The organism is Escherichia coli DSM 30083 = JCM 1649 = ATCC 11775 (genome assembly GCF_003697165.2).
GTDB classification, from domain to species: domain Bacteria; phylum Pseudomonadota; class Gammaproteobacteria; order Enterobacterales; family Enterobacteriaceae; genus Escherichia; species Escherichia coli.
In genome coordinates this window covers 279,112-305,491 of the sequence record NZ_CP033092.2, presented here as the reverse complement: position 1 = coordinate 305,491, position 26,380 = coordinate 279,112, and the positions used below count along the sequence as shown (strand labels likewise).

Sequence of the window (26,380 nt, the reverse complement as noted above, 5' to 3'; positions counted from 1 at the left end):
AACTGTTATCGGTAACATTGTCCAGCCGGACAATATCAGAAGCAATATCCATCCGTGCCTTAAGTGTATAAGTGTGAGCTACTTCAAATTTGTAGGCTTAAATAGATCCGCCCGGTGACAAGGTGAAACCTAAATCTAACATTTTCGGTATCACAGATTCGCCACGAATACGCGCCAGCAGGCGCTCAGCGCCAATGCTGCCCATCCGCTCACGCGGCGTCAGCACACTCGCTAGCCGTGGCTCCATCACCTGACCAATGTCATGACCGTGGAAACCGGCAATCGCCATATCGTCAGGAACTTTCAACCCCAAACGCTGACATTCAAACGCCGCGCCGACCGCCAGGTCATCATTAGTACAGAACACGCCATCCAGCTGCGGATATTCCCGCCGCGCCTGGCGAATCAGTTCAATACCGGAAGAGTAAGAAGAAGATTGCTCAACCATCACGCTATACGGCACCAGGCCTGCATCCAGCATCGCCTGTTCGTATCCCTTCTGTTTGATGATAGTACGTTCGTCGAGGCGTGCGCCGAGATAGGCAATGTGACGATGCCCGCGAGCAATAATGGCGGTGGTCATCTGGCGTGCCGCTTCAAAGTTATCAAAACCGACGGCGATATCGAGGCACGGCGACTTACTGTCCATCAACTCCACCACCGGAATCCCCGCCACTTCAATCATCTTTAAGGTACGCGGCGTGTGGGTACGTTCGGTGAGGATCAGGCCGTCGATATTCCATGAGAGCATTGATTCGAGGCGTTCTTGCTCCATTTCCGGTTTATAACCGTAGTGCGCCAGCATGGTTTGATAACCGTGCGCGTCGGTGACGCTTTCGATTCCGCGTAATACTTCCGCGAAAACCTGGTTGGTGAGAGAAGGTAACAGGACGCCAATCGCCCGGCTGGTAGCGTTAGAGAGTATATCGGGCGCGCGATTGGGAATATAACCCAGTTCATCAAGAGCGGCGGCAATCTTGCCGCGTAGAGCGACGGAAACCTGCTCCGGGTTGCGTAAAAAACGGCTGACCGTCATTTTGGTCACGCCTACACGGTCAGCCACATCCTGAAGTACGGGTCTTTTCTTTTTCATCGTCCTGAAGGTACAAAAGAGATAGATTCTCTTAGTTTAACACGGACGCATCAGAACCTTCCCGATTCCTCAGGAAGGTTTGTGAGATAAATTTAGACTGGCGGTAAATCGAACAGCAGGATTTCACTGTCGCTATCAGCATGGATGGAAATCGCCTGCTCATCCCAGATTGCCAGGCCATCGCTGGTCGAGGCTTTCACGCCGTTAATGGTGACATTGCCTTTCACCACCTGGATCCAGACGCGGCGTTCAGCGGCAATCTGATGCACCGACTGCTCATCTTTCACCAGCGCCCAACGATACAGTTCCATATCCTGATGCACTTTCAATGAACCATCACGCGCATCCGGCGAAAGCACCAGTTGTTTGCCCTGCACGGCATCGAAGCGACGCTGTTCATAACGCGGCGTAATGCCGTTTTCTTCAGGCATGATCCAGATCTGATACAGATGCAGACGCTCGGTGCTGCTTGGGTTGTACTCTGAGTGACGAATACCCGTACCCGCACTCATAATCTGGAACTCGCCCGCCGGAACCTGCTCTTTATTGCCCATGCTGTCCTGATGCTCAACAGTACCTTCCAGCACGTAGGTCAAAATTTCCATATCTTTATGCGGGTGAGTGCCGAAGCCCTGCCCTGCTTCAATCACGTCGTCGTTAATCACGCGCAGCGCAGAGAAGCCCATAAAATTCGGATCGTAATAGTTGGCAAAAGAGAAAGTATGCCAGGAGTCCAGCCAGCCATGATTTGCATGACCGCGTTCATTTGCTTTGCGTAAGTAGATCATTTGTATTCGCCCCCTGAATGATTTCGATGGGCTTAGTGTGGACCCGATCCGCCTGGGATGATAGAGGGTGAAAATTGACCCCTCTGTTCAAAAAAATTGAACTATTCGAGGGGCCATCAAACTTACCTCGCGAGAGTCACTGCGGAGGGAGAAGATTGCTCAAAACCGCGTTCAAGGATTTCCAGATTCGTAAGAACTTCAGATTCCTTGACGTAATTTGGCGCACCGTTGGTGATGGTTTGATACAACGCATCATAAACGCGCCCATAATCGCCCATCTCTGGCTTCATCTCTTCTCTTACCGTCACGCCCTCGTCATTGACATACTCCAGCACACCGACCGAATCATCCGCTGCGAATCCTGGTTCGCCCGGCATAATATTAGCCTTCAGGCTGGTTTCCTGCTGGTCGATACCGTATTTAATAAACGAACCTTTCTTACCGTGAACGATAAATTTCGGATAATCGATTTTCACCAGATGGCTGGTTTTGACGATGGCTTTTAGATCGCCATAAAACAGCTGCGCTTCAAAGGTGTCGTCCGGATTGGCTTTATTACGCAGGCTGCGGATGTCATAAGCGACGTGATCCGGGCGACCGAACAGAGAAATAATCTGGTCCATCGTATGCACACCAAGGCCATAGAACGCGCCATCCTGCGGCAGCCCCGGTTTGGTTTCTGCCACCGGGCGGTAATAGTCAAAATGGCTTTCCACTTCGACAATCTCTCCCAGCTTGCCGCTTTCAATCGCTTTTTTCGCTGTCAGGAAGCAGGAATCAAAGCGACGATTCTGATACGGCGTAACGATCAGCCCTTTGCTTTTCGCCAGTGCAAACAGCTCTTTCGCCTGCGCAATTGTCGGAGTGAACGGTTTTTCGACCAGCACATTTTTCCCGGCTTCCAGCGCGCGCTTCGCGTACTCGAAGTGGCTGTCCGCGTGGGTGCAGACGACAACCAGCTTAACATCGGGATCGTTTAGCACTTCGTCGAGATCGCTGGTGAAATGGATATGGGAATAAATGGGGGCCTGTTCTTCCGGCTTCGCATGGCGGCGAAAAATATGCGCGACATGCCAGCTATCCTTGCGGTTAAGTACATACGGCAGATGGTAACGGGTGGTGCTTTTGCCGAAGCCAATAAAGGCGCAGTTAATGACCATGATTTCGTCCTTTTTAAGGTGGTTATTTACACCTTAGCGCAAAGCGGACGTGGTTCCTACTGGAGTGCGCATAACGAACACAAGCACTTCCCGAGGATAAATTGAGAACGAAAGGTCAAAAAAAAAGCCAGCACCCGGCTGGCTAAGTAATACTGGAAGCAATGTGAGCAATGTCGTGCTTTCAGGTTCTCCGCGAGGGTCTTCCTGATCGCGAGACAATAATAATCATTCTCATTCGCACTTGTCCAACACTTTTTGCAAAAAAATGCATTTGACTCGCATTTGAAAGTCAATGATGTTGAAAGGGACATTTACCCCAAAGAGGACAAAGGAATGAGTGAGATAGTAATACGCCACGCAGAAACACGCGATCACGAAGCCATCAGGCAGATTCACGCCCAGCCGGAGGTGTATTACAACACGCTACAGGTGCCTCATCCTTCAGAACAAATGTGGCTGGAACGACTCACCGCTCGCCCTGGCATCAAGCAGTTAGTCGCCTGTATTGATGGAATCGTCGTAGGCCATCTCACCATTGACGTGCAACAACGCCCACGCCGCAGTCATGTTGCCGATTTTGGTATCTGTGTCGACTCTCGCTGGAAGAACCGCGGCGTCGCCAGCGCCCTGATGCGCGAAATGATTGATATGTGCGACAACTGGTTGCGGGTAGATCGCATCGAGCTAACGGTGTTCGTCGATAACGCGCCAGCAATTAAGGTCTATAAAAAATTCGGCTTTGAGATTGAAGGGACTGGCAAAAAGTACGCATTACGTAATGGTGAATATGTCGATGCGTATTATATGGCGCGGGTGAAGTAAGATAGTGCCCTTTTTCTGAGATGGAAAAAGGGTGTCATTCAAAATCGGCATACCTTCCTTTAATGTATTTATTTTCCCAATAAATATATGAGATTTACCTCATAATTACTTCCTAAAGTGTAATATTTTATTTTTTAATATATACGCCTACAATTTCCTGGAGTAAATAAATAACAATTAACAAGCATAATATTGCCATTGATAAAATAGCATGCCATAAAAGGACTTTTCAGGGATGAGTAATATTGTTTATCTGACAGTAACGGGAGAACAACAAGGAAGCATCTCCGCAGGTTGTGGGACTACTGAATCTATAGGTAATCGCTGGCAGAGCGGTCATGAGGATGAAATATTTACATTCTCACTCTTAAATAGTATTACTAATACGGGGCTTGGTTCACAGTTCCATGGTATAACATTTTGTAAATTAATTGATAAAAGCACTCCATTATTTATTAATTCCATTAACAATAATGAACAATTATTTATGGAATTTGACTTCTATCGAATAAATAGATTTGGTAGATGGGAAAAGTATTATTATATACAACTAAGAGGCGCTTTTTTATCGGCTATTCATCACCAGATCTTTGAAAACCAACTGGATACAGAAACAATAACTGTTAGTTATGAATTTATCCTCTGCCAACATCTTATCACTAACACCGAGTTCAGCTATTTGGCACTCCCTGAAAATTATAACCGCTTGTTTTTACCAAATTCAAAAAACAAAACAAATAATGGTTTAAAAACGTTAAACAGCGAAGCTGTTGGCAGGCTACTTGCTGCTGGTGGCGTATACAATGGGAACATTGAAGGATTCAGAGATACTGCGGAAAAACTGGGTGGAGATGCAATCAAAGGCTATGATCAAATACTAAATGAAAAAACAGCGGGCATAGCGATAGCAACAGCATCTATTCTTTTAACAAAGCGTTCTAATGTTGATACATATACAGAAATAAATAGTTACTTAGGCAAACTTAGAGGCCAACAAAAACTTCTTGATAGTATAGACATAATAGAAATAATATAAATTAAGAGACCTTCAAAAGACTTAGCTAACTTACGAAAGGAGTTTAATAAAAATGTAAGAAAAAATTTTCTTATCAAACTTGCAAAAACCTCCGAAGCATCTGGAAGATTCAACGCCGAAGACCTTTTAAGAATGAGAAAGGGCAATGTTCCTCTAAATTATAATGTACACCATAAACTATCTCTAGATGATGGTGGTACTAATGATTTGGAAAATTTAGTATTAATCGAAAACGAACCATATCATAAGGTTTTTACTAACATGCAATCACGAATAGCTAAGGGAATATTAGTGGGTGAAAGCAAAATCACTCCCTGGGCCATTCCATCTGGCTCAATTTATCCTCCCATGAAAAATATTATGGAACCCACAAAATGATGACTAAAACCCAAATAAATAAATTAAAAAAAATGATGAATGATTTAGACTATCCATTTGAAGCACCGCTCAAGGAATCATTTATTGAAAGTATAATCCAAATAAAATTTAATTCTAACTCAACTAATTGCCTGGAGAAGTTATGTAATGAAGTTAGTATTCTCTTTAATAATCAACCTGATTATCTTACTTTTTTAAGAGCAATGGATGGATTCGAAGTTAATGGATTACGATTATTTAGCCTCTCGATTCCAGAACCTTCAGTTAAAAACCTTTTTGCCGTAAATGAATTTTATAGAGATAATGATGATTTCATAAATCCTGACTTACAAGAACGGTTAGTGATCGGGAATGATAGCATTTCAATATTTACTTATGACATTAAAAGTAACTTTTTTGAAATTAGAGATAATATTGGCACAGAAAATATATTCAGTTCGTTTAGTGATTTCTCTTCATTCTTAAACGAAATCATGGACAGTTGTTCATAATAATAAAAAGGTAACCAAAATCATTGTAAACCATGCCATCTTTTTAGAGTTTACCAGCAGTAAATTTCTTGATCGAAATTTATCAATACAAGCTATAGAAAAACTTACAACGGAACTACACTCCTTAAGTGAGATGGACCGAAGACATGTAGTCGCTATTTAAACTGAAATAGCTAATGGCGATGATGATCTTAGTGACATGTTGATTTGGTTAGAATTTTACCCGAATCATAAGATTCTGATATCTTAAATGAGCAAATCCGGTTCGACGTTCTGGAAAATAAATCACAAAATATTAGCAGATACTTATTTTGTGACTATACCTTATCCGATGAACTCTTTTCAAAACCAGCATTTAATAATATCTTTGACGAAGATGAACGCGTCTTTGCTCAATGTATAACGCAGGAATAATAATATAACGCTAAACAATAATATTTATTATAATTATGATTACTTATCACGACGCATTCGCGAAAGCGAACAATTACCTTGATGATGCAAATCTCCCGGTCGTCATTACTCTACATGGACGCTTTAGCCAGGGCTGGTATTTCTGTTTCGAAGCACGAGAATTTCTCGAAACTGGAGATGAGGCCGCGCGCTTAGCTGGTAACGCACCTTTTATTGTTGATAAAGGCAGTGGTGAAATTCATTCTCTGGGAACGGCAAAGCCACTGGAAGAATATCTACAGGATTATGAAATAAAAAAGGCTACCTTCGGCTTGCCCTGACAATACGGCCCTCTTCCCACTAAGAGGGCCGCTAACCTTAATACCCCGCCGTTAAATCATCCACCGAGCGCGGGTCGGATGCACCGTACAGCTCACCGTCCGGCCCAATCATAATGCTTTGTGTACTGCCCATCGCCTCTTTCAGCGCCACTTTCTGACCTTTTGCTTCCAGCAGCTTGATCGTATCCGGGCTAAACCCTTTTTCGACACGCAGCTCGTCCGGCAACCACTGATGGTGGAAACGCGGCGCATTGGTCGCTTCGGCGACGTTCATTCCATAATCGATGCTATTCACCACCATTTGCAGCACAGTGGTGATAATCCGGCTACCGCCTGGGCTTCCGGTGACCAGCCAGGTTTTACCATCCTTGACCACAATGGTTGGTGACATCGACGACAGCGGGCGTTTATTCGGCCCGACGGCGTTGGCATCACCGCCCACCAGCCCGTAAACGTTCGGTACGCCTGGTTTGGCGGAGAAATCATCCATTTGGTTATTAAGCAGAATACCGCTCTCGCCCGCGACAATGCCCGTACCGAAGGTGGTATTCAGCGTATAGGTCACCGCCACGGCGTTACCGTCTTTATCCACTACTGAGTAATGGGTAGTTTGATTACTCTCATAAGGCGCAAGCTTGCCAGGACGAATTTCGCTGGATGGCTTCGCTTTATTGATATCGATTTGATCGGCAATAGATTTGGCATAGGCTTTATTGGTCAGCGCCTGCCACGGTACTTTGACAAAATCCGGGTCGCCAAGATATTCCGAGCGGTCGGCATAGGCGTATTTCTCAGCTTCTGCCATGATTTGCATCGCGTCGGCACTGCCAAAGCCGTACTTCTGCATATCGAAGTTTTCCAGAATATTGAGGATTTGTACGATATGAATACCGCCGGAAGATGGCGGTGGCATGGAGTAAACCTGATACCCGCGATAATCGCCGCTTATCGGTGTGCGTTCGACCGCTTTATATGCCGCTAAATCTTCTTTGCTGATCAAGCCACCGTTTTTCTGCATCTCCTGGGCAATCTGTTCCGCTATCGTGCCTTTGTAGAATTCATCCGGGCCGTTTTCGGCAATCATCTCCAGGCTCTTTGCCAGGTTCGCCTGCACCAGCTTGTCGCCCTTTTTCAGCGGTTCGCCCTCTTTCCAGAAGATAGCTTTGCTGTTTTCGTGGTTCGGCAGCACTTCACTGCCGTAGGTTTTGAGATCGTCAGCCAGCGCGTCGTTAACGATAAAACCATCGCGTGCCAGTTTAAACGCCGGTTGCACCACTTTATTCAACGGCATGGTGCCGTATTTATCCAGCGCCAACGAGAAACCCGCTACCGTACCGGGTGTGCCGGAAGCCAGATGCGAAGTGAGTGATTTTTTGCTGTCCGGGTTGCCCTGATCATCGAGGAACATATCGCGGGTCGCTTTGGCGGGTGCCATTTCGCGGAAATCGATAGCCGTGGTATTGCCATTTTTCGAGCGGATCAGCATAAAACCACCGCCGCCCAGATTCCCTGCCTGCGGATGCGTTACTGCCAGCGCGTAGCCCACCGCCACGGCGGCATCAACGGCATTCCCGCCCTCCTTGAGGATATCCACCCCCACCTGAGTGGCAGTAGCATCTACAGACGCCACCATTCCCTGCTTAGCGCGTACCGGATGAAAGACATCTTCCTCCACACCATAAGAAACAGGTGGCGCGGCTACCGTACTAAAACAACTTCCTGTGAGCAGAGCAGCAATGGCCACCCGGCGTAAAAACGTCGGTTTTATCATCGTTATTCTCCAGAGATTAAGGGGCAACCCCAGCTAAGCCTGGTATATAACTCTGAATTAATCATCGTTTTGCCGGGAAGCGAGTAAACTTAAAGAATATCTTCAGAGGAGGATACGCGATGAAACGACTTCTGCTTTTGACGGCACTCCTGCCGTTTGTCGGCTTTGCACAGCCCATTAATACTCTGAACAACCCTAACCAGCCGGGATATCAGATCCCCAGCCAGCAGCGGATGCAAACTCAAATGCAGACGCAGCAAATCCAGCAAAAAGGGATGCTGAACCAGCAACTGAAAACGCAAACGCAGCTGCAACAGCAGCATTTAGAAAACCAGATAAACAATAATTCTCAGCGGGTGTTGCAGTCACAGCCGGGGGAGCGAAATCCCGCCCGGCAGCAAATGCTGCCCAACACCAACGGCGGGATGTTAAACAGCAACCGTAATCCGGATAGTTCGTTGAATCAGCAGCATATGCTGCCGGAGAGGAGAAACGGCGACATGCTGAATCAGCCCAGCACGCCGCAGCCTGACATTCCGTTGAAAACTATTGGGCCGTAAAGTTCGGACCAATCACGTCAATCGCATCGGTACAGATGCAATCCACGCCCCAGCGCAGCAACTCTGCCGCGCGCTGGGGTTTATTGACGGTATAAACCAGAATCCGTAATCCGGCATCTTTCAACTGCATCACTCGCGCTTTATCGAGCAACTTATGATTGAGATGAATAGAGACGCAGCCCAGTCGCGCGGTCAATTCTCGCCAGTCGTCGCGCCATTCATCAAGCAATAAACCACGCGGCAGTTCCGGTGCTGCCTGTTGCGCGGCTTCTAAAGCATCAATCTCAAACGATGACAGCAGCGGCGGCGTCATACCGGTCCACAGTTCGCGTGCCGCCAACGCCACCGTTTTGCCCGTTAATGGTCCAGTGCCAGTGGTGGGTTTGATTTCGATATTCGCCATCATCCCGTGTTCGCGGCAGCGTTCCGCCACCTGCGAAAGCAACGGCAGCGGCTCACCTTTAAACGCTTTGCTGTACCAACTGCCTGCATCCACGCGCAGTAAATCCTGCCAGTTCAGCTCGCCCGCAACGCCCCAGCCGTTGCTGGTACGTTCGAGATTGTCGTCATGGAGCAGGAAGATCTCGCCATCTTTCGATAACTTCGCGTCAAATTCGATCATCTTATGACCGTATTTTGCCCCGACGTCGATTGCCGCCAGGGTGTTCTCCGGGGCCAGCTTACCGCCACCACGATGGGCGACGATGCGGGGATAAGGCCAGTTACTCATACTCGTTGTCCTGTTTCACCATCAAAAAGATGCAGCTGATTTTCCGGCAGATGCAGCCACAGCGTGCTGCCTGCCGTCGGGCGCTCCTGATGTGCCAGTCGCACCACCAGCTTCTGTTCGCCCCAACGTCCGTGCGCCAGGTTATCTGCGCCGAGGATCTCCAGCGTGTCCATCACCAGCGGCACACCACCTTCTGCCTGCGAGCTTAGCGCTATATGTTCCGGGCGAATGCCGAGGGTCATTTTACGCCCGGCATACTGACGGTAGCCACCGTTTAGCGGCAGCGTAATACCACCATCCAGTTCGAAATGCGTACCTTCGTTATTCACGCGGCCAGCCAGTAGGTTCATCGCCGGGCTGCCGATAAAACTCGCCACAAACAGGCTGGCGGGCTTTTCGTACACTTCAACTGGCGTGCCAATCTGTTCGGCGACGCCGCCGTTCATCACCATTACTCGCTGGGCGAGCGTCATCGCCTCAACCTGATCGTGGGTAACGTAGAGTGAAGTCGTTTTCAGGCGACGGTGCAGCTGTTGCAGTTCAAGACGCATCTGCACACGCAACTTGGCATCGAGGTTAGAGAGCGGCTCATCAAACAGGAACACTGCCGGCTCACGCACAATCGCACGCCCCATCGCCACACGCTGACGCTGACCGCCAGATAGCTCACGCGGGCGGCGCTTAAGCAGGCCGTCCAGCTCCAGAATGCGCGCCGCTTCTTTAACACGTTCGGCAATTTGTTGCTTGCCCATGCCGCGAATTTTCAGCCCCCACGCCATGTTCTCCTCTACGCTCATATGCGGATAGAGCGCGTAGTTCTGGAACACCATCGCAATCCCGCGATCTTTCGGCTCCATTTCGGTGACACGCTTGCGGTCGATCCAGATATCGCCCGTCGTTACCCGCTCCAGTCCGGCAACCATTCGCAATAACGTCGATTTCCCGCAGCCAGACGGCCCGACCATCACGATAAATTCGCCATCCGCCACATCAAGGGTCAGCGGTTTAATGACCTGGGTTTTGCCATCCCAGCTTTTGGTTACTGCCTGTAATTTCAGTCCTGCCATCTTATTTCTCACTATCGACCAGGCCGCGCACGAAGGCACGCTGCATCACTAAAACAATCACTACTGGTGGGATCAGGGTTAACAACATCGCCGCCATCACCGAGTTCCATTCCGTTGTGCCTTCGCCTGTGGCGATCATCCCTTTAATCCCTGCCACGGTGGTGCCGAGATCAACGTCGGTAATAATCAACAACGGCCACAAATACTGGTTCCAGCCGTAAATAAAGGTAATCACAAACAGCGCCGCCAGATTGGTTTTGGACAGCGGAAAAACGATGTCGCAAAAGAAACGCATTGGCGACGCGCCGTCGATCCGCGCGGCTTCCACCAGTTCATCCGGTAGGGTCATAAAGAACTGGCGAAACAGAAACGTGGCGGTCGCCGAGGCCATCAGCGGCAGCGTTAAACCTGCGTAGCTGTCGAGCATTTTCAGGTTGGCGATGACTTCCACCGTCGGGAAGATACGCACTTCAACCGGCAACATCAGGGTGATAAAAATCATCCAGAAGAAGAGGTTACGTAGCGGAAAACGAAACCAGACAATGGCAAATGCCGAGAGCATCGAGACGGTAATTTTGCCGAGCGTAATGCTGAACGCCATCACAAAGCTGTTAAGCAACATCCGCCAGAACGGCGCGCTATTCGTGCCTACCCCGTTTACCCAGATGTTGTGGATGTTTTCCAGCAGATGTGTGCCGGGGATTAGCGTCATCGGTGCGGCATAGACTTCTTGTTTATCCAGCGTCGCCGCGACAAACGCCACGTACAGCGGGAAGAGGATCACCGCGATCCCGAGGATCAGCATGGTATGGCTGAATATTGTCAGCCACGGACGGTTCTCAATCATTGGTAACGTACCTTGCTTTCAACATAGCGGAACTGCACCACCGTCAGCACGATGACGAGGAACATCAACACCACCGACTGCGCGGCAGACGAAGCCAAATCCAGTCCGGTAAAGCCTTCACGGTAAATCTTATAAATCAGCGTCGTGGTGGCCTGTACTGGCCCGCCGGACGTGGCGGCGTCGATCACCGGGAAGGTGTCGAAGAAGGCATACACCAGGTTCACCACCAGCAGGAAGAAACTCACCGGAGCGATAAGCGGCAGCGCAATCTTAAAGAAGCGGCGAATCGGCCCTGCCCCATCAATGGCTGCGGCTTCGATCAACGAACGGGGGATGGATTGCAGCGCGGCATAGAAGAACAGAAAGTTGTAGCTGATTTGCTTCCACACTGAGGCAAACACCACCAGGAACATCGCCTGACCGCTGTTTTGCGCGTGGTTCCAGTCGTAGCCGAACTCAGCGAGAAAATGGGTGATCAGCCCGCGACCAGGGTTAAACAGAAAGATCCACAATACGGCGGCAACGGCGGGAGCCACGGCATACGGCAGCAGCATCAAGGTTTGATAGAAACGACTGCCGCGCACGATGTACTCCACCAGCGCTGCGAAGAACAGCGATACCAGCAAACCGCTGACGGTGACAAAGGTGCTGAATTTTATCGTCGTCCAGAAGGCGTCGAGATAGTAGCTGTCGTGAAACAGCGTGACGAAATTATCCAGGCCGACAAACTGGCTGGAGAAACCAAACGGATCGACGCTTTGTAGCGAGTACCACAACGCTTCGCCCGCAGGCCAGATAAAAAAGATAACGGTGATGATGAGCTGCGGCGCGACCAGCAAATAAGGCAGCCAGCGCGAGCGGAACACCGGACGGGATGATGACATTACAATTAATTCCTGAACTGTGCCGGATGCGCTTCGCTTATCCGGCCTACACGCGATGCCAGGTCAGATAAGCGAAACGCATCCGACATTACACTGATTAAGACTTCGTCGATTTCTCAAAGCGGCGCAGTAACTGGTTCCCACGCTCAACGGCAGTATCCAGCGCCTGCTGTGGTGTCTTCTTACCGGTCCACACGCTCTCCAGCTCTTCATCCACAATCACGCGGATCTGCGGCATGTTGCCCAGACGCAAACCTTTGGTGAACGGCAACGGTGGCTTGTTCAGCATCTGACGCGTGGCAATATCCGCTCCTGGGTTTTTCTCGTAAAAGCCCTGCTCACGGGTCAGGTCATACGCCGCTTTAGTGATTGGCAGATAGCCGGTTTTCTGATGCCACTCGGCAGCGTTTTCTGGCTTTGCGAGGAAGTCGAGGAACTTCGCCACGCCGGTGTAGGTTTCTTTATCTTTACCCTGCATTACCCATAGACTGGCTCCGCCGATAATGGCGTTTTGTGGCGCATCTTTCGCATCGGCATCGTAAGGCATCATGCCTACGCCATAGTTAAATTTGGCGTACTCGCGAATGTTGGCGAGAGAACCGGAAGAGGCGGTGGTCATCGCGCAATCACCGTTATAGAACTTCTCGGTGGATTCATCCTTACGCCCAACGTAGCTGAAATCGCCCTTCTTGTTCATCTCTTCGAGCATGGCGATGTGTTTCACCTGCTCCGGCTTGTTGAACTCAAGCACCGCGTCTGTGCCGTCAAAGCCGTTGTTTTTGCTGGCAAACGGCAAACCGTTCCAGGCGCTAAAGTTTTCCAGTTGGATCCATCCCTGCCAGCCGCTGGCGTAGCCGCACTTCATACCGGAGGCTTTCAGTTTTGCGGCATAGTCCGCCAGATCCTGCCAGGTTTTTGGCGGCTGTTCCGGGTCTAATCCTGCTTTCTTGAAGGCGTCTTTGTTGTAATAGAGAACGGGAGTCGAGCTGTTGAACGGCTGGGAGAGTAAGTGGCCGGTTTTGCTGTCGGAGTAGTAGCCTGAAACCGTCGGCACAAACTGCGACTCATCGAATTGAATCCCCGCCTCTTTAAACACGTCATACACCGGTTTAATGGCTTTCGACGCCATCATGGTGGCGGTGCCAACTTCATAAACCTGCAAAATAGCCGGAGCGTTGCCGGTACGAAATGCGGCAATCCCCGCGCTTAAATTCTGTTCGTAGTTGCCTTTATAGGTCGGTACAATTTTGTAATCCGGGTTTTCGGCGTTAAAACGTTGGGCCAGAGAATCCACCTCTTTACCCAGTTCCCCTTCCATCGAATGCCAGAACGGAATGGTCGTCACTGCCTGCGCATTTGCCATTAAAGCCAGTCCGAGCGCCAGTGCTGAAGCTGTATAACGTAACGGTTTCATTGATTATCTCTCTTGTTGTACCGAATGCGCGAATTCACGCGTTTTATGCTCGCGGAGTAACATGACATGCTCGAATTACAGAAAAATAACTATTTTGTTACATTTTTAAGATAGTAAGGTGTCAGAAAGATGACAAGGCGGTGACGGCGCGGGCGAGGGAAAATGGGAGATGGGGCACGGATAAGCGGAAAAATAGAAGGTCTGAATCAAACTCTACAGATTACTCATCGTTTCATGCCGGATGCGGCGTAAACGCCTTATCCGGCCTACAAGATCGTGCAAATTCAATATATTGCAACTCACCCAGTAGGCCTGATAAGCGCAGCGCATCAGGCAATTTTACATTTGTCACCTGTCTCAAAGGAGTCTTTTGACTCCTTATCAATCAACGTGTTATTACCCGCCTAAATACGCACTTCTCACCGCTTCATTCGCCAGCAGCGCGTCGCCGGTATCGGAGAGCACTACATGACCGTTTTCCAGCACGTAGCCGCGATCCGCCAGCTTTAGCGCCTGGTTGGCGTTCTGCTCGACAAGGAAGATGGTCATCCCCTGCTCGCGCAGTTGTTCGATGGTGTCGAAAATTTGCTGGATGATAATCGGTGCCAGCCCGAGCGATGGCTCATCAAGCAACAACAAACGCGGGTTGCTCATCAGCGCGCGACCAATCGCCAGCATCTGCTGTTCACCGCCAGACATAGTGCCCGCTCGCTGAACACGGCGCTCATGCAGACGTGGAAACAGTTCATAGACCCACTTTATGCGCTCCTGGAACTGGTCGCGTTCGGCAAAAAAGCCGCCCATCGCCAGGTTCTCTTCCACCGTCATCCGCGAGAAGACACGACGCCCTTCCGGGACAATCGCTACCGCTTCGCGCATGATTTTCGCCGTCTGCCAGTCGGTAATGTCTTTATCATCAAACACAATTCGCCCGCTGGTGGCGCGCGGATCGCCGCATAACGTGCCGAGCAAGGTGGTTTTCCCCGCCCCGTTCGCGCCAATGAGGGTGACAATCTCGCCCTGATTGATATGCAGGCTCACCTCATGCAGCGCCTGGATTTTGCCGTAGTGGGCGCTGACTTTGTCAAAGGACAACATGACTTTTTCCATCTTATGCCTCACCTAAATAGGCACGGATCACATCCGGGTTATTACGGATCTGCTCCGGTGTACCGTTTGCCAGCGGCGTCCCCTGATTGACCACGTAAATTCTGTCTGAAATCCCCATCACCAGCTTCATATCATGTTCAATCAACAAGATAGTGGTGTTGTGATGGTTACGCAGTTCGGCAATCAGCTCATCCAGCTCTTTCGTCTCTTTCGGGTTAAGACCTGCTGCCGGTTCGTCGAGCATTAAAATCTCCGGCTGCGTCACCATACAGCGGGCAATCTCCAGACGACGCTGGTCACCATAGGCCAGGTTACTCGCCTGACGGTTGGCATGTTCCAACAAACCAATGCGCTCAAGCCAGGTAGCGGCGCGGTCGAGCGCTTCGCTCTGGGCGCGACGGAAAGAGGGGGTTTTCAACAGGCCGGAGAACAGCCCAGTTTTCAGTTGCTGATGCTGTGCCACCAGCAGGTTTTCAATCACCGTCATTTCACGGAACAGACGTACATGCTGGAAGGTGCGCACCACGCCCATGCGGGCAATTTGCTGCCCCGGTAAACCTTCCAGGTGCTGATCGCGCAGTAAAATGGTACCGCCGGTGGGTTTATAGAATCCGGTCAGGCAGTTGAAGACCGTGGTTTTTCCGGCACCGTTAGGGCCGATTAACGAGACGATCTCCTGCGGGTACAGTTCAAGATTGACGTTGTTCACCGCCAGCAGGCCGCCGAAGCGCATCATCAGGCCGTTAACAGATAATAATGGCTGACTCATGCCTGCTCTCCTTTTGCTGCGCCGTTTTTCAGCTTGAGTTGCGGGCGCGTCATGGGCAGCAAGCCCTGCGGACGCCAGATCATCATCAGCACCATCAAACCACCGAGCATTAACATGCTGTATTCGTTGAAATCACGCATCAACTCGCGCGATACCACCAGCAAAACAGCCGCCAGAATCACTGCAAATTGCGAGCCCATACCGCCGAGCACCACTATCGCCAGCACAAACGCCGATTCGGCAAAAGTGAAGGATTCAGGGCTGACAAAGCCCTGGCGCGCAGCAAACAACGTTCCGGCAAAACCGGCAAACGCAGCGCTGATGGTAAAGGCAGTCAGCTTGATACGACGCGGGCTTAAGCCCAGCGAACGACAAGCGATTTCATCTTCACGCAACGCTTCCCACGCACGCCCCAGCGGCATCCGCAGCAGGCGGTTAATGACAAACAGGCTTAACACCACCAGCAGCAACGCCACCAGGTAGAGGAAGATGACGCGATCGGAGGGATCGTATTTCAGGCCAAAGAAATTGCTGAACGTGTCCCAGCCGCCTTCGCGGGCGGTACGGCTGAACTCGAGTCCGAAGAGCGTCGGTTTCGGAATCTGACTGATACCGTTCGGTCCGCCGGTAATTTCGGTGTTATTGAGCAGCAATATGCGCACAATTTCGCCGAACCCGAGGGTAACGATCGCCAGATAGTCACCGCGCAGACGCAGCACCGGAAAACCGAGCAGGAAGCCCGCCGCCGCCGCCATCAACCCGGCAATCGGCAGACAGGTCCAGAAGCCCAGACCGTAATAGTGATTGAGCAGCGCAAAAGTGTAAGCGCCGATGGCGTAAAAGCCGCCGTATCCCAGCACCAGCAGACCAGAAAGACCAACAACCACGTTCAGCCCGAGACCGAGAATAATGTAGATCATGGTCAGAGTGGCGATATCCACCGTCCCACGCGACACCATAAACGGCCACGCCACCGCAAGCACCAGCAGCGCCACGAGGAACAGTTTCTGCTTCACCGTGGAGCCATCAATCGCGGGCAGAATAAACTTCGGCCCGGAAACGCTTTTTAGCCCTTTCTGGAAAGCAGGTCGCAAAAGCTGGAAGAAAAAGACCACCGCAGTGCCGATAAACACCCACTGCCAACGGATGTCTGAAGCCGTGTCGACCACCAGTTTGGTGCCATCCAGCTCCAGTTGCACGCCCATAAAGACGCCCGCCAGCACAAAGAACATAGCGGCAGAGAGCAGCGCCATTGCAATATGCATCGGTTTCATACTTTCTCTACCTCCGGGCGACCCAGAATACCGGTCGGCATCACCAGCAGCACCAGGATCAGCAGGGCGAATGAGACCACATCTTTATATTCCGTACTCAGATAGGCAGAAGAGAGCGCCTCCGCAATCCCCAGGATCAGCCCGCCAATCATCGCCCCCGGAATGCTGCCAATCCCACCGAGCACCGCAGCGGTAAAGGCTTTCATCCCGGCCATAAAGCCGATGTAAGGGTTAATTACGCCGTAGAACTGACCGAGCAGCACGCCCGCCACTGCCGCCATCGCCGCGCCAATCACAAAGGTCAGCGCAATCACCCGATCGGTGTTGATGCCAAGCAGGCTCGCCATTTTCAGATCTTCCGCGCAGGCACGGCAGGCTCGCCCCATACGGGAATAGCGAATGAAAATCGTCAGTGCCAGCATGGCGAGGAAGGTGACAATCCAGATAACCGCCTGCATGGTAGTAATAGAGGCAGAGAAGTTTTCGCTATGACCCACTACCCACTGACCGTTAAACAGGCTGGGCAGCGCCACGTCGCGCGAACCTTCGGTCAGGCTAACGTAGTTTTGCAGGAAGATAGACATACCGATTGCCGAGATGAGTGCAATCAGGCGCTTAGAGTTGCGCACCGGGCGATAGGCTACCCGTTCGATACTCCAGCCGTAGGCGCTGGCAATGACGATTGCGCCGACGAATCCCGCCACCACCAGCAGCCAGCCGGTATCAATGCCCAGCATCATCAGTGCGGCGATGATCATAAAGGAGACGTAGCTGCCAATCATGTAAACCTCGCCGTGGGCGAAGTTGATCATGCCGATAATGCCGTAAACCATGGTGTAGCCGATGGCTATCAGCGCGTAGGTACTGCCCAGCGTGACGCCGTTAAACATCTGCTGCAAGAAATACAAAAACTGCTCAGACATAAGGTAACCTTTCTAAACCCGCCCGTTTTTCACGAACGGTGGGATGATCACTTGGCTGCCGTGGATGAACCGTCGGCATGCCACTGGAAGACACCAAAATCGAATCCCTTAAGATCGCCTTTTTCATCCCAGTTCAGCGGCCCAATTACGGTGTTTGCACCGTTAGCTTCTAAATCTTTCACCAGCGCCAGCGGCTCATCGCTGCCGGTACGTTCAAGGGCAGTTGCCAGAGATTGCACCGCCGCGTAGGTGATCCAGACATAGGGCCCGGACGGATCTTTCTTGTCGGCTTTCAGCGCATCAACGATGCCCTGGTTTGTCGGATCCTGGTCATAGCGTTTTGGCATGGTGACCAACATGCCTTCAGCGGCATCACCGGCAATGTTCGACAGCGACGCATTACCGACACCTTCCGGCCCCATAAACTGGGTTTTCAGGCCAACGGAACGGGCCTGGCGCAGCATCTGCCCCATTTCCGGGTAGTAACCGCCGTAGTAAACGAAGTCGATGTTTTCTTTTTTCAGGCGGGCGATCAGCGCGGAGAAATCTTTCTCTCCAGCGGTAATGCCGTCGAAGAAGACGACGTTGGCGTTAGCCGCTTTCAGCCCGTCCTGCACCGAACGTGCCAGCCCTTCGCCATACTGTTGTTTGTCGTGAATGATGGCGATGCGCTGGGGCTTCACCGTCTCAAGAATGTATTTTGCCGCCGTTGGCCCCTGGGAAGAGTCCAGCCCGGCAGTACGCATGATGTATTGATAACCGCGTTGGGTCAGCTCCGGATTGGTCGCTCCCGGCGAGATCATCAGAATACCTTCGTCTTCATAGATATCTGATGCAGGTTGGGTAGAGGAGGAACACAGATGACCAATAACATATTTAATGCCGTCGTTAACGATTTTGTTGGCGACCGCAACGGCTTGTTTCGGGTCGCAGGCGTCGTCATATTCCACGCCAACCAGTTTATCGCCCTTAATTCCCCCTTTGGCATTAATGTCTTTAATTGCCTGACGCGCGCCGTTAAATTCCATATCGCCCCACTGGGCAATCGGGCCGGACATCGCGCCGACAACGGCGACTTTAATATCGTCAGCCATAGCGGTGTGTGAAATTGTCAGTGCAATCATCCCTGCGATGATAGTTTTCGCATTCCGTTTCATAGTCAAAAATCCCCATTCGTGATGTTGTGTTGCTTTGTTTTTATGTGTTAACAAATCAGACTGTTCTTTTTTTATACTGCACTGTTTTTACCTGTCTGATTAAGGGTTTAGCGCAGTATTTTGTGATGATAGCGATTAAAATCCCTATTTTTCAGTCGATTAAGAACAGATAATATTCTGAATTTATTGATAGATAAACAGAAAAAAGTGCCTTTGTCAGCATAAAATAACGGCACAAAGGGCGGAATAATTCACTACCATTCAGGGGATTATGCTGGGTATTTTTCATTCTCTAATGTTTTAACTTTGTAATTATTGCTGTTAAAAAATTAATCACCTGCCAAAAGAATTAAAAAAGAGAAAGCCTCCGATTAAATTATTTCGCTACACTGGTTCCACTTTTGTGATTTACACGGGTTACCCATGAAGCTGACCATCATTCGATTAGAAAACTTTAGCGACCAGGACCGGATTGACCTGCAAAAGATCTGGCCGGAGTATTCCCCTTCCTCTTTACAGGTTGACGATAACCACCGTATCTACGCCGCGCGTTTTAACGAGCGCCTTCTCGCGGCCGTGCGGGTAACCTTAAGCGGCACCGAGGGGGCACTGGATTCCCTGCGTGTGAGGGAAGTCACCCGCCGTCGCGGTGTGGGGCAATATCTGCTGGAAGAGGTTTTGCGTAACAATCCTGGCGTTTCATGTTGGTGGATGGCGGATGCTGGCGTGGAAGATCGCGGCGTGATGACGGCGTTTATGCGAGCACTGGGATTTACGGCACAACAGGGTGGCTGGGAGAAGCGTTAATCGTCAAGTTTGATTTCACAAGTGATATTGCCTGATGCGCTACGCTTATCAGGCCTACAATGTGTGCTGCAATTTACTGATTTCTTTGAATCTTGTAGGCCGGATAAGGCGTTTACGCCGCATCCGGCATGAAGCAACGTACTCGATATTAGCAATTTGGCGGCAACCCAAAGTTGCCGATTAATGATTACTTCGCATCAGTCGCCGTGCCGTTGGCGTGCCAGTCAAACACACCGAACTCAAAGCCTTTCAGATCGCCTTTCTCATCCCAGGTCAGCGGCCCCATCACCGTATCAACCGAGTTCGCTTTCAGGTATTTAGCGATCTCCGCCGGATCGTCAGACTGATTCAGGCCCGCTTGCAAAGATTGCAGCGCGGCGTAGGTGGTCCAGACGAACGCGCCGCTTGGGTCCTGTTTTTTCGCTTTGATCGCGTCAACAATCGGTTTGTTCGCCGGAACCTGATCGTAGTTCTTCGGCTTGGTCACCAGCAGCCCTTCCGCTGATTCGCCCGCAATGTTAGACAGCGAGACGTTAGCCACGCCTTCTGGCCCCATAAACTGAGTTTTCAGCCCTGCCGCGCGTGCCTGACGCAGGATTTGCCCCATTTCCGGGTGATAACCGCCGTAGTAAACGAAATCGATATTCTCTTTCTTCAAACGCGCCACCAGGGTAGAGAAATCTTTTTCCCCGGCGGTGATGCCATCAAAGAACACCACGTTAGCATTGCCTTTCTTCAGGCCGTCCTGCACTGCACGCGCCAGACCTTCGCCGTACTGCTGTTTGTCGTGAACGATAGCAATGCGTTGCGGTTTCACTTTCTCAAGTATATATTTCGCCGCCGTCGGCCCCTGGTCTGAGTCCAGGCCGGTGGTGCGCAGGATCAGCTGATAGCCACGGGCGGTCAGCTCTGGTGCGGTTGCCGCTGGGGTGATCATTAAAATGCCTTCGTCTTCGTAGATGTCAGACGCTGGCTGCGTTGATGAAGAGCAGAGGTGACCAATCACGTATTTAATGCCGTCGTTAACGACTTTGTTCGCCACCGCAACCGCCTGTTTCGGGTCACAGGCATCGTCATATTTTACGATTTGCAGTTTGTTGCCTTTGATACCACCTTTAGCATTGATATCCGCAACCGCCTGCTCTGCGCCAGTAAACTCCTGGTCACCGTACTGCGCCACCGGACCGGACATTGCGCCTACGACGGCGACTTTAATATCTTCTGCCAGAGCCATATTGCTGAATGCCAGCGCGATACATCCTGCCAGTAACGCTTTACCCTTTATGTTCATCCTGAGAATCCCCACTCTTCTGGTTATTACGTGTGTTGTGATGTTGTTGTGCAGCACTTTATTTCGTTTTATACGTAGCTACCCGTGCTTTAGCAGCATACTCTGCTAAAACATACCCCATTTTTATGATATTGGAATAGCTATTTTGACAGTTTATTAACAATCTGCGGGACAGTTGGCTTTTTCTACAAGAAGAAATTCACCTAAACAAGCGTTGGGGTAAAAATAGCCTGGTACATCAAATGATGATGCCATCACGCATACCTCAAACCTGAGCACGATAAAGCTTACCGAGCAAAATACATCACAATTCCCGTAATCAAATAAACAAAGTAATGGCAATAAACATTGCTGATAACTAGCCTGTACTCAGTTTTGGAATGGACCTCCCTTGAGCATTTTTCCTGATATGTTGTCTGGTTTCAAATATTCCTCATACCCCCCAAATGTTGCTCTATAGCATTTAATCTATTAGTAGAAACGGCTATAGCTCAATTGTGTTTTTCCAGATTGAGCATATCCCTTTTCCCATCCTGAAATTTAAAACAAGCATTAAATATATATAATTAGCATAAAGTCTATCTTCTTTAAGCGTAATACGTCCTCTTTTTATATATAATTCTTATAAATCATAAGTGTTGATTTATTTACTCGACGTATTTTTGGTTCACTGGAATATATTCATTAAATAAATATAAAAGTATTCAATTATCATTAATTATGATGAACAGCACATCATAAGCCCTGTTTTTTATTACAAACAATTTATTAGCAATTTTAGCTAATGCTATCAACTGTGATCTTGCTAACATTATCGCCAAATAAAAACAATATAATCAAAGGCCAAAGGTTACCTTGCTGAAAGCTAAAAACATTCATGTGTTGAATATTATTTATTATCTATCCTCTGTACATATTAAAAGGAATTTATCATTTGAACCAGTTCAATATTATAATTCTGACACACGGTGAGGCAGGGAATGCTTTACTCGCCAGTAGCGAAATGATTGTAGGTAAAACACCGCATACTACAGCTATTTCTCTGATGCCGGGAATGTCACCTGAAGCACTTATGCAACAAGTAAAAACCATACTCAATCCTGATGTAGAAACAATCATATTTACGGATATTTATGGCGGCACACCTTCAAATATCGCCTACCTTCTTTCACGAGAATTTCCCATTCGCTGCATCAGCGGTGTCAATCTGGCAATGTTAATTGAAGCCAACATGTTACAGGATTCTGACGAAGAACAGTCCTTTGATGAATATATTCAGCATATACATGATGCTGGTAAAGAGATGATTCAAACTTATTGTTTTAATAAAGGATGATAAACTATGAGTATAGTACATGCCCGTATTGATTACCGTTTAATTCATGGACAAGTCATAACAAAATGGCTAAAAAGGAGTGATGCAAATAAAATAATTGTTATTGATGATCCCTTGTCACGCAATCCTTTCCTGGCTGAAGTCTATAAGATGGCAGCGCCAAGTGGTGTTGAAGTCATAATGACCTCCATTGAAGATACGTTACAACGCTGGAACAGCAATAGTTTCTATGAAGGTAAATTACTAATTCTTTTCAAATCGATCGATTCTGCATTAAAAACTATACAAGGTGGTTTGATGTTAGAGGAATTACAAGTCGGTGGTGTTGAAAATACTCCGGGAAGAAAAATTGTCTTTAACCAAATATCACTCAACCACGAAGATGCCGACAAACTTCAAATCATCGAAGATAAGAATATCAAAGTTTATTTCCAAACTATTCCTGAAGAAGATCCTGCCAGCCTACAAAAAATCAAAAATAAGTTACCTTAATTAAGGAGAGGAGCTTATGTCTATTTTTACAGCAGCAATGATTGCCCTGGTATATTGGATATCCCAAGCAAAAGTATGGTACGGCTTTTCTATTATGCGTATGCCATTATCGATAGCACCTATTATGGGACTCATCTTTAATGATATGCCAACTGCTTTATCTGTTGGGGCCACCTTACAGATGATCTATATCGGGAGTATTGCCCCGGGAGGAAATCCTCCTGCAGATGAAGGTCTAGCCTCGTGTATAGCAATTCCAATTGCACTTACCGCAGGTATTAAACCAGAAATTGCTATCTCTTTGGCTATTCCACTGGGATTGCTCGGCGTTGTTCTGGAAAACGTACGTAAAACACTGAATACCACATTTATCCACATGGCTGATCGCTACGCAGAAAAAGGTGATATAAAAGGCATCCAACGCGCAGCCACAATATATCCTCTCCTGTTAGCCTTTCCGATGCGTTTTGTACCGGTATTCATCGCCTGCCTGTATGGCCCGGATGCCATTGCCTCTTTTGTAAACCTGCTTCCCGCCTGGTCGACGAATGGCCTGGCAATTGCCGGTAATATTCTGCCTGCACTCGGTTTTGCGATAACCATAATTGTTATCGGTAAGAAACAATACATCCCTCTGTTCATTATTGGCTTTTTCCTCGTGACCTATTCAGGCTTGAATACCATTGGCATCTCTATTTTTGGACTCTGTGCCGTCCTCTTATATATGCAGTCACAAAATACAAAAGGAACTAAAAATGGATAATATAATTGAGTCAGGATACTCAGAATCCTCCCCTATTACGAAAAGAGACGTTCAGATTGTTTGGCTAAAATGGCACGCGTTCTCTGAAACATCATTGAACTTTGAACGTTTACAAGCACTGGCATTTTGCAATGCAATGACAGGCGTATTGGCGAAGCTATACCCAGATGAAAAAGATCTCGCCAAAGCCTTACAGCGCCATTTAACCATGTTCAACACACAGGCTAACTGGGGCTCGGTTATCGCTGGTATTAGTATTGCACTGGAGGAAAAAGCCGCCCAGGAATCAGAAGAACAACGTGAATCAACAACACAACTTGTTACGGGTTTAAAAACTGGTCTTATGGGGCCTGTATCGGGTATTGGTGACACGTTAGACTTTGGTACATTGCGTCCCATTGTTATTGGTGTCTGTATCCCGTTTGTTATTCAGGGATATGTTATTGCTGCACTTCTCCCCCTGATTTACCAGGTTAGTTATATGTTCTTCGCCAGTCGATTTGCTCTTAATATCGGCTATAAAAAAGGGAAAGAGTCAATTCTGGAAATCTTGCATTCCGGGAGCATACATCGAATTATCGAAGGTGCTGGAATGTTCGGGCTGTTGATGATGGGGGCGCTTTCAGCAACGTATGTAAAAATTAAGACGCCATTGCATATTACAACCGGCGGTGGCAATACCATTGTCTTACAGGATATGCTAGATAAAATTGTCCCTAACATGTTGCCACTTATTGCCGTGTTGGGTATTTATTTTTACATACAAAAATGTGGCCCTCATTTCTTACGTATTCTGGTCACTATTCTTGTTTTGAGTCTTGCATTTTCTTTCTTTGGCCTTTTATAAAATGAAAAAGATAATTATCACTCCCCGGCCTTTTGTGGGTAAAGGCAAGGTCTATATTGATAAGTTAAAATCCGCAGGTTATCAAGTTGAATGTAATAACAGTGGAGGTCGATATAGCAAGGAAGAACTCATCGAGAAAATTAAAGACGCGAATGCCATTATCACCGGAAACGATCCTCTGAGCAGAGAAGTTATTGATCAGGCAAAAAACCTGAAGGTTATTTCAAAATATGGCGTAGGGTTAGATAACATAGATGTCGATTACGCAAATAGTAAAGACATCGTGGTACATAAAGCTCTTAATGCTAACTCTATTTCTGTTGCAGAAATGACCATTCTGATGATGCTCTCCAGTTCCCGAAAATATGTTGAAATCGAGAGTCAGGCAAGAAATGGTAAGGACATCAGGCTTGTCGGGTATGAGCTATATCAAAAAAATCTGGGATTAATTGGACTTGGTGCAATTGGTCAACATGTTGCTCATATTGCTCATTCTATGGGAATGACGATTACTGCTCATGATCCTCATATTGATAAAAGCAAGGTTCCATCCTATATAGAACTTAAATCACCTGATGAAATATATCAGTACAGCGATGTAATTTCTCTGCATTTACCTTTACTGGACAGTACTCGCAATATAATTAACGACTCTGTATTTGAGAAAATGAAATCTTCGGCTATTTTAATCAATACAGCCAGGGGTGGATTGGTCGATGAGAAAAGTTTATATACCGCACTTAGCAATCAGAAAATTGCTTTTGCCAGTGAAGATATTGAACTGAGAGAACGTTCAAAAGAACTCACCGAACTTAAAAATTATTCTATTACCCCTCATGCCGCTTCATTTACCGATGAGGCCGACCATAACACAATGCAAATTTCTATTAAAAACGTATTACAGGAACTGGAGAAAGAGTAATGAAAGAGCTCAAAGGGATTATTACCGCAATGGTAACGCCTTTCGATGAAACGGAAAAAATGGATATCACTGCGGCGAAAAAAATGGCGCGCTGGTTAGTAGATAATGGTGTTCATGGTTTATTCATTTGCGGAACTAATGGTGAATTCCATTTGCTTTCCGATGACGAAAAAGTTGAGTTAACAAAAGCCGTCGTTGAAGAGGTCGGTAATGAAGTTACCATTTGTGCAGGTGCTGGGTGCTGCAGCACAAAACAAACCATCGAATTGACTAAACGGTTAGTTGATGCGGGTGCCGATTATATTTCTGTTGTCACGCCGTACTATCTGGTACCAAATCAGGAAGATTTATACCGTCACTATTACGATATTGCCTTTAGCACAACAGCCCCCATCATTCTCTATAACCTGCCGGGCCAGACAGGATTAAGCATCGAATACGAAACGGCAAATCGTTTAGCCGATATCAAAAATATCGTAGCGATAAAAGACAGTAGCGGTAAATTCGAAGTCCAGAAACAGTATCTGGAAATCGCTAAACATAAAAACTTTAAGGTATTAAACGGCTCTGACTCGTTAATGCTGGATGCATTTAAAGAAGGTTCTGTGGCTGCTGTCGCTGCAACGTCGAATGTTCTGCCTACGATTGAAGTCGATTTATATAATTACTTCATGGCCGGTGAAATGGAGAAGGCGCAGGAAGAGCGTAATAAAATGGATGCACTGCGCATGACGATCAAGAAAATGACCGCGCCTGCAGTAATGAAGGAAGCATTAAACCTGATGGGTGTGAAGGCAGGTATTACACGTAGACCAATTCATATGCCAAACGACGCGATCGTTGAAGACATCAAGGAAATGTTGAAAGGCTATAATTTCCTGTAAAGGACAAATGCCGGATGTATCTCTTGTCCT

The 26,380-nt window shown here is 48.3% G+C and carries 26 protein-coding genes and 2 pseudogenes; 13 read left to right on the top strand and 15 right to left on the bottom strand.

Features of this window, described 5'->3' with window-relative positions; genetic code table 11:
- Positions 1-97: 97 nt before the first annotated feature.
- The 3 genes from gntR to yhhX form a co-directional block, all read right to left on the bottom strand.
- On the bottom strand, positions 98-1,093 hold the full coding sequence (gene gntR, locus EAS44_RS02240; RefSeq protein WP_000730251.1) for a gluconate operon transcriptional repressor GntR: 996 nt from the start codon (positions 1,091-1,093) through the stop codon (positions 98-100).
- 92 nt (positions 1,094-1,185) lie between these two features.
- The gene (yhhW, locus tag EAS44_RS02235; protein ID WP_000639816.1) at positions 1,186-1,881 is read right to left on the bottom strand and encodes a quercetin 2,3-dioxygenase; all 696 of its coding nucleotides are present in this window, start codon (positions 1,879-1,881) and stop codon (positions 1,186-1,188) included.
- A 122-nt stretch (positions 1,882-2,003) separates the two neighbouring features.
- Positions 2,004-3,041 carry an oxidoreductase gene (gene yhhX, locus EAS44_RS02230; protein WP_000236277.1) on the bottom strand — a complete coding sequence of 346 codons (1,038 nt, stop codon included), beginning with the start codon at positions 3,039-3,041 and terminating at the stop codon, positions 2,004-2,006.
- 333 nt (positions 3,042-3,374) lie between these two features.
- Here yhhX and yhhY point away from each other — a divergent pair, with 333 nt between their 5' ends.
- The 5 genes and pseudogenes from yhhY (at position 3,375) to yrhB (ending at position 6,502) form a co-directional block, all read left to right on the top strand.
- Positions 3,375-3,863: an N-acetyltransferase gene (gene yhhY, locus EAS44_RS02225; RefSeq protein WP_001314206.1), complete on the top strand. Its 489-nt coding sequence runs from the start codon at positions 3,375-3,377 to the stop codon at positions 3,861-3,863.
- A gap of 235 nt (positions 3,864-4,098) precedes the next feature.
- Positions 4,099-5,277 (top strand): annotated as a pseudogene (gene tssD, locus EAS44_RS02220) (type VI secretion system tube protein TssD).
- The gene (yrhA, locus tag EAS44_RS02215; RefSeq protein ID WP_000988509.1) at positions 5,274-5,768 is read left to right on the top strand and encodes a protein YrhA; all 495 of its coding nucleotides are present in this window, start codon (positions 5,274-5,276) and stop codon (positions 5,766-5,768) included. The pseudogene tssD and the gene yrhA overlap by 4 nt, the downstream one beginning before the upstream one ends.
- 94 nt (positions 5,769-5,862) lie before the next feature.
- A pseudogene (locus tag EAS44_RS02210) lies at positions 5,863-6,018 on the top strand (hypothetical protein).
- A 199-nt stretch (positions 6,019-6,217) separates the two neighbouring features.
- A complete protein-coding gene (gene yrhB, locus EAS44_RS02205) occupies positions 6,218-6,502 on the top strand; it encodes a YrhB family protein (RefSeq protein ID WP_000634165.1) in 285 nt (94 codons plus the stop codon).
- Positions 6,503-6,539: 37 nt separating this feature from the next.
- On the opposite strand, the gene ggt is transcribed toward yrhB, so the two are convergent.
- Positions 6,540-8,273 (bottom strand): gamma-glutamyltransferase, encoded by a 1,734-nt coding sequence (ggt, locus tag EAS44_RS02200; protein WP_000595129.1) that lies wholly within the window; start codon positions 8,271-8,273, stop codon positions 6,540-6,542.
- A 119-nt stretch (positions 8,274-8,392) separates the two neighbouring features.
- Here ggt and yhhA point away from each other — a divergent pair, with 119 nt between their 5' ends.
- Positions 8,393-8,833, top strand: coding sequence for a DUF2756 family protein (yhhA, locus tag EAS44_RS02195; RefSeq protein ID WP_000826133.1), 441 nt, complete (start codon positions 8,393-8,395; stop codon positions 8,831-8,833).
- Here yhhA and ugpQ read toward each other — a convergent pair.
- From ugpQ to livK, 10 genes are all read right to left on the bottom strand, one after another.
- Positions 8,820-9,563 (bottom strand): glycerophosphodiester phosphodiesterase, encoded by a 744-nt coding sequence (ugpQ, locus tag EAS44_RS02190; RefSeq protein ID WP_000073603.1) that lies wholly within the window; start codon positions 9,561-9,563, stop codon positions 8,820-8,822. The genes yhhA and ugpQ overlap by 14 nt on opposite strands.
- Entirely contained in the window at positions 9,560-10,630 is a 1,071-nt protein-coding gene (gene ugpC, locus EAS44_RS02185; RefSeq protein ID WP_000907827.1) for a sn-glycerol 3-phosphate ABC transporter ATP binding protein UgpC, read from the bottom strand. The genes ugpQ and ugpC overlap by 4 nt, the downstream gene beginning before the upstream one ends.
- Position 10,631: 1 nt before the next feature.
- Positions 10,632-11,477, bottom strand: a complete 846-nt coding sequence (gene ugpE / locus EAS44_RS02180; RefSeq protein WP_000572183.1) for a sn-glycerol-3-phosphate ABC transporter permease UgpE — start codon at positions 11,475-11,477, stop codon at positions 10,632-10,634.
- Positions 11,474-12,361, bottom strand: coding sequence for a sn-glycerol-3-phosphate ABC transporter permease UgpA (gene ugpA, locus EAS44_RS02175; RefSeq protein ID WP_000099282.1), 888 nt, complete (start codon positions 12,359-12,361; stop codon positions 11,474-11,476). The genes ugpE and ugpA overlap by 4 nt, the downstream gene beginning before the upstream one ends.
- 97 nt (positions 12,362-12,458) lie before the next feature.
- Positions 12,459-13,775, bottom strand: a complete 1,317-nt coding sequence (ugpB, locus tag EAS44_RS02170) for a sn-glycerol-3-phosphate ABC transporter substrate-binding protein UgpB (RefSeq protein WP_000803580.1) — start codon at positions 13,773-13,775, stop codon at positions 12,459-12,461.
- Positions 13,776-14,171: 396 nt separating this feature from the next.
- Positions 14,172-14,885 (bottom strand): high-affinity branched-chain amino acid ABC transporter ATP-binding protein LivF, encoded by a 714-nt coding sequence (livF, locus tag EAS44_RS02165; protein WP_000416895.1) that lies wholly within the window; start codon positions 14,883-14,885, stop codon positions 14,172-14,174.
- A gap of 1 nt (position 14,886) precedes the next feature.
- Positions 14,887-15,654, bottom strand: coding sequence for a high-affinity branched-chain amino acid ABC transporter ATP-binding protein LivG (gene livG, locus EAS44_RS02160; protein WP_000082101.1), 768 nt, complete (start codon positions 15,652-15,654; stop codon positions 14,887-14,889).
- On the bottom strand, positions 15,651-16,928 hold the full coding sequence (gene livM, locus EAS44_RS02155; RefSeq protein ID WP_000803800.1) for a branched chain amino acid ABC transporter permease LivM: 1,278 nt from the start codon (positions 16,926-16,928) through the stop codon (positions 15,651-15,653). Before livM ends, livG begins: the two co-directional genes overlap by 4 nt.
- The gene (livH, locus tag EAS44_RS02150; RefSeq protein WP_001295101.1) at positions 16,925-17,851 is read right to left on the bottom strand and encodes a high-affinity branched-chain amino acid ABC transporter permease LivH; all 927 of its coding nucleotides are present in this window, start codon (positions 17,849-17,851) and stop codon (positions 16,925-16,927) included. Before livH ends, livM begins: the two co-directional genes overlap by 4 nt.
- A 47-nt stretch (positions 17,852-17,898) precedes the next feature.
- Positions 17,899-19,008: a high-affinity branched-chain amino acid ABC transporter substrate-binding protein LivK gene (gene livK, locus EAS44_RS02145; RefSeq protein WP_001332166.1), complete on the bottom strand. Its 1,110-nt coding sequence runs from the start codon at positions 19,006-19,008 to the stop codon at positions 17,899-17,901.
- A 423-nt stretch (positions 19,009-19,431) separates the two neighbouring features.
- On the opposite strand from livK, the gene panM reads away from it, so the two are divergent.
- Complete coding sequence (gene panM, locus EAS44_RS02140; protein WP_000778796.1) at positions 19,432-19,815, top strand: aspartate 1-decarboxylase autocleavage activator PanM; 384 nt, start codon at positions 19,432-19,434, stop codon at positions 19,813-19,815.
- A gap of 187 nt (positions 19,816-20,002) precedes the next feature.
- Here panM and livJ read toward each other — a convergent pair whose 3' ends face one another.
- Entirely contained in the window at positions 20,003-21,106 is a 1,104-nt protein-coding gene (gene livJ, locus EAS44_RS02135) for a branched chain amino acid ABC transporter substrate-binding protein LivJ (RefSeq protein WP_001021996.1), read from the bottom strand.
- Between the two features lie 934 nt (positions 21,107-22,040).
- On the opposite strand from livJ, the gene EAS44_RS02130 reads away from it, so the two are divergent.
- Genes EAS44_RS02130 through dapA form a run of 6 tightly spaced genes read left to right on the top strand, consistent with a single transcriptional unit; the run spans position 22,041 to position 26,350 of the window.
- Positions 22,041-22,442 (top strand): PTS sugar transporter subunit IIA, encoded by a 402-nt coding sequence (locus tag EAS44_RS02130; protein ID WP_001071333.1) that lies wholly within the window; start codon positions 22,041-22,043, stop codon positions 22,440-22,442.
- A gap of 6 nt (positions 22,443-22,448) precedes the next feature.
- Positions 22,449-22,934, top strand: coding sequence for a PTS system mannose/fructose/N-acetylgalactosamine-transporter subunit IIB (locus EAS44_RS02125; RefSeq protein ID WP_025856700.1), 486 nt, complete (start codon positions 22,449-22,451; stop codon positions 22,932-22,934).
- Positions 22,935-22,950: 16 nt separating this feature from the next.
- Positions 22,951-23,697, top strand: a complete 747-nt coding sequence (locus EAS44_RS02120; protein WP_000021882.1) for a PTS mannose/fructose/sorbose/N-acetylgalactosamine transporter subunit IIC — start codon at positions 22,951-22,953, stop codon at positions 23,695-23,697.
- On the top strand, positions 23,690-24,544 hold the full coding sequence (locus EAS44_RS02115) for a PTS system mannose/fructose/sorbose family transporter subunit IID (protein WP_000368745.1): 855 nt from the start codon (positions 23,690-23,692) through the stop codon (positions 24,542-24,544). Before EAS44_RS02120 ends, EAS44_RS02115 begins: the two co-directional genes overlap by 8 nt.
- A gap of 1 nt (position 24,545) precedes the next feature.
- Positions 24,546-25,466, top strand: coding sequence for a phosphoglycerate dehydrogenase (locus EAS44_RS02110; protein ID WP_001332164.1), 921 nt, complete (start codon positions 24,546-24,548; stop codon positions 25,464-25,466).
- Positions 25,466-26,350, top strand: coding sequence for a 4-hydroxy-tetrahydrodipicolinate synthase (dapA, locus tag EAS44_RS02105; RefSeq protein WP_000661262.1), 885 nt, complete (start codon positions 25,466-25,468; stop codon positions 26,348-26,350). The genes EAS44_RS02110 and dapA overlap by 1 nt, the downstream gene beginning before the upstream one ends.
- The last annotated feature ends 30 nt before the right edge of the window (positions 26,351-26,380 follow it).